Origin of the sequence: Zunongwangia sp. HGR-M22 (assembly GCF_027594425.1) — a bacterium.
Classification (GTDB): domain Bacteria; phylum Bacteroidota; class Bacteroidia; order Flavobacteriales; family Flavobacteriaceae; genus Zunongwangia.
Map to the genome: position 1 here is coordinate 3,723,614 of NZ_CP115159.1, position 14,393 is coordinate 3,738,006.

The window sequence follows — 14,393 nt, forward strand, 5'->3', positions numbered from 1 at the left end:
TACCTGAATATGCCCTTACAGATTGACGAAAATTGAGTTTTAAAAAGAAAGCTTACCTATAATTGAAAAGTAGCGCACTATAAATAAAAAAATTACATTTTGGTGTGATCTACATTATCCTCTGGTGTATCGTCGATCTCACTTTTTAATACATGAGAATTTCGCTGATATTTCCCCTGCAAATCATCCATTTTGGATTTATCCCAAAGTTTATTCCCAATAAAATATGACGCTCTACCTATTAGATGTGCACCTACGGGCGCTGTTAAGAACAAGAATAATATGATTATAAATGCTCTGGAGGTAGTACTGAGGTCGTAAAAGTATAAGGCTACACCAACCAGCAAAAGCCCAATTCCTAATGTAGCAGCTTTAGTATTTACTGATATTCGTAAATAGGTATCTGGCATTCTTATAAGTCCTACTGCTGCGAGCAGAACGAATAATGTTCCTAAGGTGATAATTATTCCTATTAAAATATTCATTTCTTCTTACTTCTTCGTTCTAAATAATAACTTAAAGCTACGGTACTTAAAAATGCGATAAGCGCCAGAATCATCCCTGTATCTAACAGTGTCGAGCTACCCGATGTTATCGTATAGATCCCGATTATACCTATCCCTGTGGTTATCAAAAGATCTAAAGCAACGATTCTATCTGCAATACTTGGACCCTTAAAAAATCTCACCAAGATAAGTATCACAGAAAAAGCCAAGACAGGCAGGATTATTATTCTACAATATTCAACTAAAGTCATTATTTTAAAATCTCTAAAATTCGTTTTTCAAAACCGTTTTTTATGCCGGCAATGAATTTATCTTTATCTTTTATGTACATCGCGTGTACATAAAGCACCTTCTTATCATTTGAAACATCCAGACTAAGCGTACCCGGAGTCAAAGTTATCATATTCGCTAATAAGGTTATTCCTGCATCGCTTTGTACCGTTAGTGGAACTTTTACGATACCGGGAGTCATGTTTAATTTAGGTGTCATTACTTCCCAAGCAACTTCTAAATTTGCTTTTATCAATTCCCAGAAAAAGAATAGTATGATATAAATAAGTCTAGGAACAATGGTAAAATATTTGGCTTTTTTTGAACCTCTGGTAATCACCATTAATATCACATAGCTTAATATAAAGCCGAACAAATAGTTAGAAACATGAAAGTCTCCTGTGAGCACCACCCACACAAATGTTAGAAGAATATTAGATACAAACCTGTTTTTCATTGTTTCCTTCCTTAACTATTGTTTAAAACTGTATCGATATATTGCTGACTATTCATAAGTTCATTTGCTATTCTAGCAGATAACAATTGAATATGCTCTGCTCCAAAACCAATATAAAGTGATATTAAACTTAAGAAAATGATTGGTACAATAAACTGCGTTTTCTTTGTTTTATTTAGATCACTGAAATATTCGAACTTAGGCTTTTCAGGAATTTCTTTAGCATCTTTCCAAAAAACTTCTGCCCATAATTTAGCGATTATCACTAAGGTAATAAAGCTGGCAAAAATAATTGCTGCTACCGTCCAATAACTCTCGGTTTTAAATCCTTCACCTATCAATGAAATTTTAGGCCAAAATCCTGACAATGGCGGAATTCCTACCAATGAAAATAAAGGAATAAAAATCAACAAACTGAGCTTTGGATAATTCGCATAGAAACCTCCTAATGCTCTCATGCTGTTTGAAGATTTTATTTTGAAAATTATTCCGCTCACCATAAACAGATTTGTTTTTACCATGATATCATGAATCAGATAAAAAATAACTCCGGTAATAGCCACTTCAGTAAACATTCCCAAACCAGCTATCATATAACCAATATGGCAAATAATTAAATATGAAAAAACTTTACGAACGTTATTCTGAACCAACGCACCAACACCTCCACTAAAAATAGTAAGAATAGCCAGTACCATTAAGATTTCCCCTAAGAACACATCGCCTACAAAAATTAATGTAAACACTCTTATCAAAGCATAGACACCAACTTTAGTTAGCAGCCCACCAAATATTGCTGAAACAGCTGCGGGTGGCGTATGATAAGAAGCCGGTAACCAAAAATACAGTGGAAAAATAGATGCTTTTGTACCAAAACCTATAAGGAATAAAATAGCGGCAACTACTACGAGTCCGCGATTTTCTACAGCAGCAACTTTACCTGCAAGATCTGCCATATTCAACGAACCGGTTAAACCATATAGTACCGCAATAGCAGTTAAGAAAATGGTAGACGCTAGTATGTTTAAAGTAAAATATTTTACAGCACCTTCTAACTGTGCTTTTTCACCACCAATTGTAATTAATACAAAGGAGCTTATAATTATAATCTCAAACCAAACGTAAAGGTTAAATAAATCACCGGTTAAAAATGCGCCGGTCAAACCTAATAGCAGAAAATGAAATATAGGATAATAACCAAATCGTAGGCGATCTTTAATTACAGAACCGGCCGAAAAAACCGATACTGCTAAACCAGACAATGCTGTTAAAAGTACTAAAGTAACGGCGAGAGTATCTGCAACAAAGACAATCCCGTAGGGCGCATCCCAATCTCCAGCATTTACCTTTTGAGTACCATTTTCCCAAACAAAATAGAATACATAAGCTGAAAGCGCCACAGCGATAATACTACCACCAATGCTTATAATTTTTTGCGCATTAATCTTATTCCAGAAAAACATTAAAACTATGCTTAGGAATAATTGAAATAATAAAGGGTATATGATTAATTGTTGCATCATGAATCTTCGTCGGTTGCGTTCATTTCGTCCAGATCGTCTGTTCTTACCACCTTATGAGCTCTTTTCACAAGAATGATGGCAAAAGATTGCAATCCAAAACTAATTACAATAGCAGTTAATATAAGTGCCTGCGGAACGGGGTCTGCATAAGCTTCTGTAAAAACTTCAGAATTTTCTGGTATTATAGGAGGCAAACCTTTTGTTATTCTGCCTAAAAGAAAAATCAAAAGATTAGCTCCATTCCCTAACAGAATGATTCCAATAATTAGTTTCACCAAACTACGACGTAGGATCATATAAATCCCCGCCGCATAAAGCAAACCTATTAAAATAGCTAATAATATCTCCATAATTAAGGTGCTTCAGAAATTGTAAAGATTATGGTTAATGTTACCCCTACAACTACAAGATAAACTCCTATATCAAAAAACAATGCCGAACCTACACTTCCTAAAACAGGAACATGCCCATGATACCATAGCCCGGTCATAAATGGGTCTCCTGCAAACAACATTGGAGAAAGTCCACTAAAAAAAGATAGTGCAAGACCTGCGGGCATTAAAAATCCCGGATGGAATTTGAGTAAAGCTTTTGTATTTTTTAGTCCATTAGCGAAAGAATGTAAGACAAAAGCAATAGCTGCTACAAGACCGCCTACAAATCCACCACCCGGCAGGTAGTGTCCTCGCAAAAGGATAAAAATTGAGAACATCAACAAAACCGGCAAAAGGTAATTAGATGCTGTTCTTAATATGATGGTTTTCATAATCTTTTAATTACTGAACTCTATCTGTTCTTTTTAATCTTAATTTCAATAATCCAAATACCCCAATAGCGGCAATAGTAAGTACTGAAATTTCTATCATAGTATCTGCTCCTCTAAAATCAACCAAAATAACGTTTACCACATTTTTACCGTGAGCCATTATATACGAATTTTTGGCGTAAAAATCACCAATTTCAGTATTTACTGGTTCAGATAAAACCTCGAGTGCTAAAACGGCTATCATACCTCCAAAAAGCAAGGATAATATTCCATCTCGAATACGCATTTTATGATCCTGAATCTTGAGGTATCTTGGTAAACGATATAACACCAATACAAACAGAATCACCGTTAAAGTATCTATGGAAAACTGCGTCATTGCTAAATCTGGTGCACTATAAAATACAAAAACAAGGCATATTGTTAAACCCACTACTCCCATTGCGACAACGGCAGATAATCTACTACTGGTAAATACCGTGAATAATATAGCAATACACATTATAATACTTACCACTAGCTCGTAAAAACTAATATTAGATAAAATTGCAGGATCTAAATTAAACTTGGTACTTCCTACCATAGTATAGCCAACCATTCCTACCAGGAAGAAAATAATAATAAACACATAATTCCTCAAATAACCATTCTGAAAAACACGAGTCCAAAATGAAGAAACCTGCGTAAATCCAATATTAAATTTTTCCATAAGACTTTTAGGACTGGCCACTTCTAATTTTCCAATCATCATTTCAAGTTTTTTGGAAGGCTTAATTACAAAGTATAAAATTGTCCCCACAGTAATGGTCACTAAACTTAAGACAAACACCGTATTAAATCCATGCCATAAGGCAAGATGGATTTCACCAGTTTCACCTCCTAAAGCAGAGACGACTGGCTTTATCAAAGAGCCTTCAATAATAAAAGGCATCACTCCAAACACTAAACTTAGCACTGCCAAAATTATTGGTGGAACCCACATTAATGGTCCCGGCATTTTGGTATCCTTTAGACTATCGGGCAAACTCCCCTGAAACGGTTTTATACCGGCTACAAAACCTGCCCAAAGCAACAACATTTTTGTAATAACGATCCCCACAATCAATAAAGTTGCTATTATCGGTGCATGCATAGTTGCCTCGTAAGTAAGTTCTTTCCCTAAAAATCCAATCGTGGGGGGAATACCTGCACTAGAGATTGCAGCAATAATTGCAGCAATACCAACAGGCATTAAAACTTTACGCAAACCAGAAAGCACAGTTACATCACGAGTTCCTGTTTGATGATCTATAATTCCAGTAGTTAAGAAAAGCGTAGCTTTATACAAAGCATGGACTATAATAAAAACCGCTGCGGCAGTAAAAGATTCAGTAGTTCCCATGCCGATTAAGAACATTAAAATTCCTAAAGCCGATATTGTTGAATATGCTAGAACTCCTTTAAGATCGGTCCTAAATAAAGAATGAATTGCAGAGTAAAGCATCGTCACCCCTCCGACAATTATTAATGTTGTATTCCAAATTTCTTCACCACCAAGAACAGGTGTAAAACGCATTACTAAGTAGATACCTGCTTTTACCATCGTTGCCGAGTGCAAATAGGTAGAAACCGGTGTTGGTGCTTTCATCGCACCAGGCAGCCAAAAATGAAAAGGAAACTGTGCAGATTTTGTAAAAGCTGCTCCAAATAAAAGAATCACTGCTATCGAATAATACTCATGTCCCTTAATAAGTTCAGGTGCCATATTGAGCATTTCTGCAATGCTATAGGTTCCTGTTATGTTACCTAAAACGATAACGCCAGCAAGCAAAAACATTCCTCCTAAACCTGTTATACCAAGCGCGGTTAATGCAGACTTTCTTGAAGCCTCTTGCGTGTTATTAAAACCTATTAAAAAGAAAGAGCTTATACTGGTAAGTTCCCAAAAGGTAAAAAGGCTTATTACGTTATCAGATAAAACTAAACCTAACATCGCAGCCATAAACACACTCAAATAGGCGTAAAACCTGTCAAGATATTTATGATGATGTAAATAAGCTGATGTATAGGCGAAAACCAGGGTTCCAATCCCAGTTATCATTAAGCAGAATAAAAGTGATAGACCGTCTAAAGTAAAACCGAGGTTTACACCAAATGAAGGTACCCAGTTATAACTTTCCTTTACAACATCCCCATGCATAACTTCAGGAATAAACTGAAGAAAATAGACAAAAAGTCCAAGGGGTATTAAAGAAGATAAAACAGCAAACTTTCCTTTAAAAAACTTTCCTGCAAAAACTAAAAGTAAAGCAAATAAAAATCCTAGAAATATTGCTAATAGCATAGTTGATTAATAATCCGTTTCTCGCAAATATAATAGTTATTATTTAAGTTTTATGCGAATATTAAACGTTAAATATACAGATATACGCAGACTTTGCAATAACTTAATGTTTGAATATGAAAAATAGCAATTTAGAAAGCGTCTTCATAATTAAATAAATTAATTTTTATAAAGAAATTATCGAAAAACAATAATTTTAATTAATATTGTTATCGTTAATCGATAATAAATATTTTATGAAACCACCAAAAATCCTAAAGCATCTATTAGAATTCTGCTATGCAGCAATGCTCATAATCGTTTTAGTCACACCCCTACAACTATTTTTTCAGTTTTACTCTGATAATGAAATTGCTTTAGAAGTCAACAAAAGAATGATTACTGATTTCACTCTTCCCATTATAACACTATGTATTTTCAGATATTTTCTGATTGCCTTAGAGGTTTACATTATCTACCTTATAAAGAAACTTATAGATAGTTTTTTCGAGAACAAATTATACTCAGCAGATCAAATTCATCTTTTTAAAAAAGTAGGCCTTTTTATAATTTATACTTCACTGGCTAAAATTATCAGCAATATTGTAGCTAATATTCTTATAGATCCAGAAGAATTTAGAGTTTCATTAGATATTGGCTTCAATAATTTACTATTCATCATTGCAGTGGGACTATTATTTGTGTTTTTAAGCAAGGTCTTTAAAAACGCCAGAGAAACTCAGAAAGAAAACGAACTTACGATCTAAACGATGGCGATAATCATTAATCTAGATAAAGTTTTGGAACGCGAAGGAATGAAGAGTAATGAACTTGCCGATAAAATAGGGATTACTACGGCAAACCTTTCTATTCTGAAAACCGGAAAAGCCAAAGCAGTAAGATTCTCAACATTAGAAGCGATTTGCGAAATACTAAACTGCCAACCTGGGGATATTCTTGAATACCAGGAAGAAAATTAATTACTTAACTTTAGCACTAAAATTTAGTTTATGCGTTTACCCCTACTTTTACTTTTTGTCTGCACGATTAGTTTTGCTCAGCAAAATAGGTACAGCATCTCTTTTGAAAATGCCTTGCATCACGAAGCTAAGATCCACATTGAATTCCCAGAAATAAAAACCGACACATTCACCGTAAGAATGAGCAGATCTTCTCCCGGACGCTATGCTATCCATGAATTTGCAAAAAACGTTTATGAATTTAAAGCTACTGATAGCAAAGGAAAACAACTGGAAGTCTTTCGTCCAGATCCATACTCGTGGGCTGTTACCGGTCATAGCGGAATCGTAAATATAGAATACACTCTTTTCGCCAACCGTGGTGACGGCACTTACTCGCAAATTGATCCCACGCATGCACACTTAAACATGCCGGCGACTTTTATGTTTGCTGAAAGCTTGCAGGATAGAGCTATAGAGATCGATTACAATACTGAAAGTCAACCAAATTGGAAAGTAGCCACACAGCTTAAGCATATTAAAAGGAATACATACACTGCTCCCAATCTTCAGTATTTTATGGATAGTCCAACTGAAATTAGCAATTTCAGAATTAAAAAATTTGAACTGGACGGAAAAACCATTCGGTTTGTGTTACACGATCCAAGTAGCGATGAGCTTTTCGAAGAGTATTTTCAGAAAGTAAAAAAGATCGTGGAACAAGAAATGAAAGTTTATGGCGAATTGCCCAATTTCGATTATGGCGAATACACTTTTTTAGCCTGTTACATGCCTAATGTTTCGGGAGACGGAATGGAACATCGCAACAGCACTATTTTAACAGATACTGAAACTTTAGCCAATGGAGGCATGAAGGGAAATATTGGCACAGTTTCTCACGAGTTTTTCCATGCCTGGAATGTAGAAAGAATTCGGCCAAAATCTTTAGAACCTTTCGATTTCACAAAAGCGAATATGAGTGGTGCACTTTGGTTTGCTGAAGGTTTTACAAGTTATTACACCAATTTGATTTTATGCCGTGCAGGAATTATTTCTGCGGAAGATTACATAAACGGTCTAAACGGAAGCTTTAACTATGTTTGGACATCTCCGGCACTTCAATATTTTAATCCTATTGAAATGAGCTACCAGGCGCCTTTTGTGGATGCTGCAACTTCTTTAGATCCTGTAAATCGTGAAAATACGTTTATTTCTTATTATTCCTACGGAAGTGTTTTGGGATTAGCCTTAGATCTAGAATTACGCGATCAAGATCTCAATCTAGATGATTTCATGAAACTGGTTTGGGAAACTTACGGAAAACCAGAAAAGCCTTACGTAGTAAAAGATATCGAAAATTTACTAAAAGAATACGCGGGTGAAAGCTTTGGAAAAAGCTTTTTCAATAAATATATCTACAATAGCAAAATGCCAGAATACAAACCGCTTTTGGACAAAATGGGAATCAATATTTCAAGAAGAGCAGAGGAAGCTGATCTGGGAATTTCCGTAGAAAACAAAGATAGTATGGTGGTTATGACGAACAACCCTAAAATAGGTACATCAGCTTATAAAGGAGGTTTGGATAAAGGTGCTGAAATTATTTCAGTAAATAATACAGTTATAAAAAATAAGGAAGAATTCAATAGTATCACTTCAACATTAAAACCTGGAGAAAAAATCAGTATAAAATTCAAGAATTATGATGAAGAGAAGACTGCAGAAGTTACTGTTGGAAAAAATCCTTCTTACGAAATAAAAATAAACGCTGATGCCAAGAAAAAGGAAGTCGAAAATCGTGAAAAATGGCTTACAAAGAAATAGTTTTCAGATAAAAGTCAATGGTCTTCATTTAGCAGATGTTATAACTAACTTCAAGAACTAATGAAAATCTTATTTGAAATTCAATAATTTCAATACCAAACTCATTTTTCAGCGATCCGAATTCAAACTACCGCTAAAATTAAAAAAGGATTATGGCAGGATAGATTAGATGAACCTCTATATTCAACAAAAACAAAAAGCCTGTTGCAATTGCAACAGGCTTTTTTATATACTATCAGAATTATATTAGTCGGCTAGAATGATTGCCTTATTATCTTTCATTTCCAGCACTCCACCTTTAATGTGGTAGAATAATTCTTTTCCTTCTTGTTTAAATTCTGAAGATAACTTAGAAGTCACTTCAGTATTTGAAGCAGTAAGATTGATCTTTACCGTACCTTCTGTTAAAGTAGAAACGATGGGTGCGTGATTATTAAGCATCTGAAACTCACCATCAATTCCTGGAACCTTTACAGCTTCAATTTCAGATTGAAAAACAACTGCTTCTGGAGTTACGATTTCTAAATACATAGTTTTTAGTATTGAGTACTGAGTAGTTAGTAGTTAGTTTTAAATCACTAACCGCTAATAGCTCTATACTATTATGATTCAGCTAGCATTTTCTCTCCAGCCTCGATCGCTTCTTCGATAGTCCCTTTAAGGTTAAAAGCTGCTTCAGGAAGGTGATCTAACTCACCATCCATGATCATATTAAATCCTTTGATCGTTTCTTTAATATCTACAAGCACACCTTTAAGACCAGTAAACTGCTCTGCTACGTGGAATGGCTGAGAAAGGAAACGTTGAACACGTCTTGCACGCGATACCGCAAGTTTATCTTCTTCAGAAAGTTCTTCCATACCAAGAATCGCAATAATATCCTGTAATTCTTTATAACGTTGTAAAAGTTCTTTTACTCGTTGAGCACAATCATAATGATCGTTACCTAAGATGTCTGGAGTAAGGATTCTTGAAGTAGAATCCAAAGGATCTACCGCAGGATAAATACCTAGCTCGGCAATCTTACGAGAAAGTACTGTTGTTGCATCTAAGTGAGCAAAAGTTGTTGCTGGTGCAGGGTCGGTAAGGTCATCTGCAGGTACGTAAACCGCCTGTACAGATGTAATCGAACCATTTTTAGTTGAAGTAATTCTTTCCTGCATCGCACCCATCTCTGTAGCTAGAGTTGGCTGATAACCTACCGCTGAAGGCATACGCCCAAGAAGTGCAGACACCTCTGAACCAGCCTGAGTAAATCGGAAAATATTATCTACGAAGAAAAGAACATCTTTTCCTTGTCCTTCTCCTGCGCCATCACGGAAATATTCTGCAATAGTAAGACCAGATAAAGCAACACGAGCACGTGCTCCCGGTGGCTCATTCATCTGTCCAAATACGAAAGTAGCCTTAGATTCTCTCATTACATCTTTATCTACTTTCTTAAGATCCCATCCTCCATCTTCCATAGAGTGCATAAAATCGTCCCCGTATTTGATAATACCAGATTCAAGCATCTCTCTAAGAAGGTCGTTACCTTCACGAGTACGTTCACCTACACCGGCAAATACAGAAAGACCACCATGACCTTTTGCAATATTGTTAATTAATTCCTGAATTAATACGGTTTTACCTACCCCGGCACCACCAAATAATCCAATCTTACCACCTTTTGCATAAGGTTCGATAAGGTCGATTACTTTAATACCAGTAAATAAAACTTCAGTAGAAACAGATAAGTCTTCGAATTTTGGCGCTTCACGGTGAATTGGCAATCCTGCTTCACCTGCTTTGGGTAGATTTCCTAAACCATCGATAGCATCTCCTACTACGTTAAATAAACGGCCGTATATATCTTTACCAATAGGCATCTGGATAGGAGCTCCGGTAGCTACAACTTCTACGCCACGGCTTAGCCCATCGGTAGAATCCATCGAAATAGCTCTAACAGTATTTTCACCTATATGTGTTTGCACCTCTAAAACTAAAATAGAACCATCTTCTCTTTTAATCTCCAAAGAATCGTAAATCTTTGGTAATTCTACGTTCTCTGAGCTGAAGGAAACATCAACTACAGGGCCAATAACCTGGGCAACTTTACCTGTTACTTTAGACATTATTAATTTCTTTAATGTTTTTTTATTTAAATCTACCTACAACCTACCTAACTGATTTATAATTCTATAAATAACAATAGGCCATAAATTTGGCTGCAAAGATAGTTTTTTCTTTATAATTTCATACTTCCAAAGAAATAACTTTTTTTATAGTCTAAAAAGTTACGTTTTATCGCGTAAAATTACTTTGTAAATAAAAATTATCATCCTGTACTTACCTTACTCTACCGTTACCGATTTTGCAAGATTCCGGGGTTGATCTACATTTTTACCTAACATTACTGCAATATGATAAGAAAGTAATTGCAACGGAATTGTAGTTAGTAACGGAGTAAAAGATTCGATTGTTTCAGGAATTTCAATCACATGATCTGCAAGCTCCTTCACCTCTGTATCGCCTTCAGTCACCACACTTATAATCTTACCTTTTCTGGATTTTATTTCTTGGATATTGCTTACTACTTTTTCGTAATGTCCTTTACGAACAGCGATTACCACAACCGGCATTTCTTCATCAATTAAAGCGATTGGCCCATGTTTCATCTCTGCCGCAGGATAACCTTCAGCATGAATATAAGAAATCTCTTTAAGTTTTAAGGCCCCTTCTAACGCTACAGGGAAATTATATCCTCTACCTAAATAAATACAGTTTCGGGTATTTTTATAGGTTTCAGCGATTTCTTTGATCACCTTATCAGTTTGCAATAATTTTTCTACTTTTTGCGGAATGGCTTCCAACGCTTGTAGATGCAATCTAAAATCTGAATCTGAAATTGTCCCTTTATATTTACCAAGTTTTAAAGCCATTAGGGTTAAAACCGTAATTTGAGTTGTAAATGCTTTTGTTGAAGCTACTCCAATTTCGGGACCTGCATGAGTATAAGCGCCTGCGATTGTTTCTCTGGAGATTGATGATCCTACCACATTACATACACCAAATACAAAAGCGCCCTTTTCTTTCGCTAATTTTATAGCAGCCATGGTATCTGCTGTTTCTCCACTTTGAGAAATAGCGATTACAACATCATCTTCGGTAATAACGGGATTTCTATATCTAAATTCTGAAGCATACTCCACTTCTACTGGAATACGAGCCATATCTTCAAAAATGTACTCAGCTACCAATCCTGCATGCCATGAAGTACCACAACCTACAATTAAAATACGCTTAGCCTTCGAGATACGGTCTATATTATCATCTACACCAGCCATTTTAATAATTCCCTGATCGGCCAACAATCTGCCTCTATAGGTGTCCCTTATTGCATTGGGTTGCTCGTAAATTTCCTTTAGCATAAAGTGATCGTAACCACCTTTTTCTATTTGCTCTAGATTAAGTTGAAGTTCATGAACGTACGCAGCAACTTCAGAATCATTATGAATTTTACGGACCTTAACATCTTTACCATCTCTAACAACCGCCATTTCACCGTCTTCCAGATAAATAGCGTTATTGGTGTACGCGATAAAAGGAGAAGCATCTGAAGCGATAAAATATTCATCTTCACCTATTCCAATTGCCAAAGGACTTCCTAACCGCGCTACTACTATTTCATCTGGTTTTCTTTTATCAAAAACAGCAATAGCATAGGCTCCTACTGTTTGATTTAAAGCGATCTGAACTGCTTTACCTAGCTTAACACCTTCATTTTTAATAACATCTTCAATAAGATTCACCAAAACTTCAGTATCGGTATCACTCTTGAATGTGTAGCCACGTTTCTTTAATTCTTTACGAAGAGAATCGTAATTTTCGATAATTCCATTATGGATTATAGCAAGATTACCAGAATTCGATAAATGCGGATGTGAATTAATGTCATTGGGTTGACCGTGCGTTGCCCACCGGGTATGACCTATTGCAATAGACCCATTCGATGTAATAGACTCCTGAACTTTTTGCTCTAGATCTGCTACTTTACCCTTCGTTTTACAAACCTTAAGTTGTTCTCCATCATAAAGTGCAATACCCGCACTATCATACCCACGATACTCTAAACGTTTTAAACCTTCTATAACAACATTATAAGCATCTCTATGCCCAATATATCCAACTATTCCGCACATATAAGATTTGGTTTACTGGTCTGTATCTGTATAGTATATTTTTAACTTTAGTCTTCTTTCTTCGTTTGCAGCTTCCGATCCATAAAATACAGCTCCCTCTGGAGTAATCGCTGAAGCAGCCGGAACAACGTCTAATTTATTATCGCCAGTTAATACCGGTGTACTTTCTTTTGCAGCTATATTACCAGCCTGATTAATATTAGAAGTTACCGCAATTCCTAATCTTACATTTGTAGAATCGTTTTCTATTAAATTAAAGATGTGTTGCGTTAATCTTAGTGTATATTTTGTAACTCCCGTTTCCTCATCTGTTTCAGGTTTCGATGAAAATATTGTTCTAGAATTAAGAGGATTGTTCGTATTTACGTCACTTTGATTTATATTATAATCGACTAAAACTGAATTATTATTGATATCATAAAGGTAAAGTCGCGATGGTTCTTCAGCACCGTTCATTTCATCACTTTTAAGATATAACTCCAGGTTTGCTTCATTGATAATAAAATTCTCAGATCTTAAATCTTCTAATTCTCCTTCATTAAAAAGCTCTACAACTCCAATAGTTCCTTCACCTCCGTCAATATAAAGATTTTCAGATCCATTAGCAATATTCTCTTGAACTTGCTGAGGGTACTCTCCTTTAAAGGTATTTACTCTATTACCAGTAAAGTTTAATCCAAGACTGTCTATTACTTTTACATCTACAGTTTGATCTTCATCATCTGTAGTTTCTTCTTCGTAAGAATAGTACATTTTCACACCAGAACTTGAAGCAAAATTGAAAAGAATCATACTTCCACTATTCCCAACAGGCTCCGCCTTAAGGAAAAGTCCTCTAAAATAATCTTTAAAATTACTTTGACTTGATAATTCCTGACTTCCTTCTTTATCAAATATTTTCTGCTGAAAAAATTCTTTATCTAACTTAACCCGTAATGAAGGCGCACTGTAAACGGTGTCATTTTCACCTTCTCCATTGGGTCTTATAATCCGTATTTTATCTGCTGAAGGCCTAAAACTCTCATTCACATAAATAGGATCGTTATTTAAGAATTGCTCAAATACATCCTGTTGATCTGAATAGTATTTTTGTCTTTTCTCAAAGTTTTGTTCAGGATCGTAATCGCTTAAAAAGTAATTAGACTCATAGATACTTAATTTAAAAGCGCCACTACCATAAATACTATCTAGTGTATATTCTGTATCCCCATCTGCATTTCTTGTTTGCCTACTGTAATATGGCATATTAAGTACCACACTATCTAAAATTGCACCATCGGGAAATTGAGGCGAAGTTTGCGAGATACTCACTTGTGAAAGTACACTGGCTAATTTTTGTCCAAAAACGGGATGATTATAAACTCCTAAGAGTTTGGGATATTGAGGAGTCTGGCCAACCGCAAAATTCCGGTTAGACTCGATCGATTTTAAATCGACAGTATAGGCATTGATGTCGTATTCACGCACCTCTACGCCAGATGGATTTCCGATAACCTCTCCACCAACATTACTAAAATCATCATCGCAAGATGCTAAAAGAAAAATAACAACAGGAACTGTTGCTATTTTTAAAATCCTTCTGTATAAATTCATGTAAATAAGAAT

General features: G+C 35.4%; 14 protein-coding genes. 3 read left to right on the forward strand and 11 right to left on the reverse strand.

Annotated elements, in window-relative coordinates; all coding sequences use genetic code 11:
- Nucleotides 1–92: 92 nt before the first annotated feature.
- Genes mnhG through PBT91_RS16180 form a run of 7 tightly spaced genes read right to left on the reverse strand, consistent with a single transcriptional unit; the run spans nt 93 to nt 5,845 of the window.
- On the reverse strand, nt 93–485 hold the full coding sequence (mnhG, locus tag PBT91_RS16150; RefSeq protein ID WP_270059488.1) for a monovalent cation/H(+) antiporter subunit G: 393 nt from the start codon (nt 483–485) through the stop codon (nt 93–95).
- Nucleotides 482–757 carry a monovalent cation/H+ antiporter complex subunit F gene (locus tag PBT91_RS16155; protein WP_270059489.1) on the reverse strand — a complete coding sequence of 92 codons (276 nt, stop codon included), beginning with the start codon at nt 755–757 and terminating at the stop codon, nt 482–484. The genes mnhG and PBT91_RS16155 overlap by 4 nt, the downstream gene beginning before the upstream one ends.
- A complete protein-coding gene (locus PBT91_RS16160; protein ID WP_270059490.1) occupies nt 757–1,233 on the reverse strand; it encodes a Na+/H+ antiporter subunit E in 477 nt (158 codons plus the stop codon). The genes PBT91_RS16155 and PBT91_RS16160 overlap by 1 nt, the downstream gene beginning before the upstream one ends.
- An 11-nt stretch (nt 1,234–1,244) precedes the next feature.
- Nucleotides 1,245–2,756 (reverse strand): proton-conducting transporter transmembrane domain-containing protein, encoded by a 1,512-nt coding sequence (locus PBT91_RS16165; protein ID WP_270059491.1) that lies wholly within the window; start codon nt 2,754–2,756, stop codon nt 1,245–1,247.
- Entirely contained in the window at nt 2,753–3,106 is a 354-nt protein-coding gene (locus PBT91_RS16170; RefSeq protein ID WP_270059492.1) for a Na+/H+ antiporter subunit C, read from the reverse strand. Before PBT91_RS16170 ends, PBT91_RS16165 begins: the two co-directional genes overlap by 4 nt.
- Before the next feature lie 2 nt (nt 3,107–3,108).
- Entirely contained in the window at nt 3,109–3,522 is a 414-nt protein-coding gene (locus PBT91_RS16175; protein WP_270059493.1) for a Na+/H+ antiporter subunit B, read from the reverse strand.
- 10 nt (nt 3,523–3,532) lie between these two features.
- Complete coding sequence (locus PBT91_RS16180; protein ID WP_270059494.1) at nt 3,533–5,845, reverse strand: putative monovalent cation/H+ antiporter subunit A; 2,313 nt, start codon at nt 5,843–5,845, stop codon at nt 3,533–3,535.
- Between the two features lie 236 nt (nt 5,846–6,081).
- Between PBT91_RS16180 and PBT91_RS16185 the strand changes: the two genes are divergently transcribed.
- From PBT91_RS16185 to PBT91_RS16195, 3 genes are read left to right on the forward strand one after another with little or no spacing between them, the layout of a single operon-like run.
- Nucleotides 6,082–6,591, forward strand: coding sequence for a DUF2975 domain-containing protein (locus PBT91_RS16185; RefSeq protein WP_270059495.1), 510 nt, complete (start codon nt 6,082–6,084; stop codon nt 6,589–6,591).
- Nucleotides 6,592–6,594: 3 nt separating this feature from the next.
- The gene (locus PBT91_RS16190) at nt 6,595–6,804 is read left to right on the forward strand and encodes a helix-turn-helix domain-containing protein (protein ID WP_270059496.1); all 210 of its coding nucleotides are present in this window, start codon (nt 6,595–6,597) and stop codon (nt 6,802–6,804) included.
- A 30-nt stretch (nt 6,805–6,834) separates the two neighbouring features.
- Nucleotides 6,835–8,607, forward strand: coding sequence for a M61 family metallopeptidase (locus PBT91_RS16195; protein WP_270059497.1), 1,773 nt, complete (start codon nt 6,835–6,837; stop codon nt 8,605–8,607).
- Nucleotides 8,608–8,853: 246 nt separating this feature from the next.
- Here PBT91_RS16195 and PBT91_RS16200 read toward each other — a convergent pair whose 3' ends face one another.
- The 4 genes from PBT91_RS16200 to PBT91_RS16215 all read right to left on the reverse strand — a co-directional run bounded on the left by PBT91_RS16200 (nt 8,854) and on the right by PBT91_RS16215 (nt 14,381).
- Nucleotides 8,854–9,138, reverse strand: coding sequence for a F0F1 ATP synthase subunit epsilon (locus tag PBT91_RS16200; protein WP_270059498.1), 285 nt, complete (start codon nt 9,136–9,138; stop codon nt 8,854–8,856).
- Between the two features lie 71 nt (nt 9,139–9,209).
- A complete protein-coding gene (gene atpD / locus PBT91_RS16205) occupies nt 9,210–10,721 on the reverse strand; it encodes a F0F1 ATP synthase subunit beta (RefSeq protein ID WP_270059499.1) in 1,512 nt (503 codons plus the stop codon).
- A gap of 219 nt (nt 10,722–10,940) precedes the next feature.
- Nucleotides 10,941–12,788, reverse strand: coding sequence for a glutamine--fructose-6-phosphate transaminase (isomerizing) (gene glmS, locus PBT91_RS16210; protein WP_270059500.1), 1,848 nt, complete (start codon nt 12,786–12,788; stop codon nt 10,941–10,943).
- A 12-nt stretch (nt 12,789–12,800) separates the two neighbouring features.
- Nucleotides 12,801–14,381, reverse strand: coding sequence for a DUF4270 domain-containing protein (locus tag PBT91_RS16215; protein ID WP_270059501.1), 1,581 nt, complete (start codon nt 14,379–14,381; stop codon nt 12,801–12,803).
- Between the last annotated feature and the right edge of the window lie 12 nt (nt 14,382–14,393).

Bases quoted from the DNA above. Each gene is read 5' to 3' on its own strand.
- PBT91_RS16200 (WP_270059498.1), bottom strand. From the start codon at position 9,138: ATGTATTTAGAAATCGTAACTCCAGAAGCAGTTGTTTTTCAATCTGAA.
- PBT91_RS16180 (WP_270059494.1), bottom strand. From the start codon at position 5,845: ATGCTATTAGCAATATTTCTAGGATTTTTATTTGCTTTACTTTTAGTT.
- PBT91_RS16170 (WP_270059492.1), bottom strand. From the start codon at position 3,106: ATGGAGATATTATTAGCTATTTTAATAGGTTTGCTTTATGCGGCGGGG.
- PBT91_RS16175 (WP_270059493.1), bottom strand. From the start codon at position 3,522: ATGAAAACCATCATATTAAGAACAGCATCTAATTACCTTTTGCCGGTT.
- atpD (WP_270059499.1), bottom strand. From the start codon at position 10,721: ATGTCTAAAGTAACAGGTAAAGTTGCCCAGGTTATTGGCCCTGTAGTT.
- glmS (WP_270059500.1), bottom strand. From the start codon at position 12,788: ATGTGCGGAATAGTTGGATATATTGGGCATAGAGATGCTTATAATGTT.
- PBT91_RS16155 (WP_270059489.1), bottom strand. From the start codon at position 757: ATGACTTTAGTTGAATATTGTAGAATAATAATCCTGCCTGTCTTGGCT.
- PBT91_RS16185 (WP_270059495.1), top strand. From the start codon at position 6,082: ATGAAACCACCAAAAATCCTAAAGCATCTATTAGAATTCTGCTATGCA.
- PBT91_RS16165 (WP_270059491.1), bottom strand. From the start codon at position 2,756: ATGATGCAACAATTAATCATATACCCTTTATTATTTCAATTATTCCTA.
- PBT91_RS16215 (WP_270059501.1), bottom strand. From the start codon at position 14,381: ATGAATTTATACAGAAGGATTTTAAAAATAGCAACAGTTCCTGTTGTT.
- PBT91_RS16190 (WP_270059496.1), top strand. From the start codon at position 6,595: ATGGCGATAATCATTAATCTAGATAAAGTTTTGGAACGCGAAGGAATG.
- PBT91_RS16160 (WP_270059490.1), bottom strand. From the start codon at position 1,233: ATGAAAAACAGGTTTGTATCTAATATTCTTCTAACATTTGTGTGGGTG.
- mnhG (WP_270059488.1), bottom strand. From the start codon at position 485: ATGAATATTTTAATAGGAATAATTATCACCTTAGGAACATTATTCGTT.
- PBT91_RS16195 (WP_270059497.1), top strand. From the start codon at position 6,835: ATGCGTTTACCCCTACTTTTACTTTTTGTCTGCACGATTAGTTTTGCT.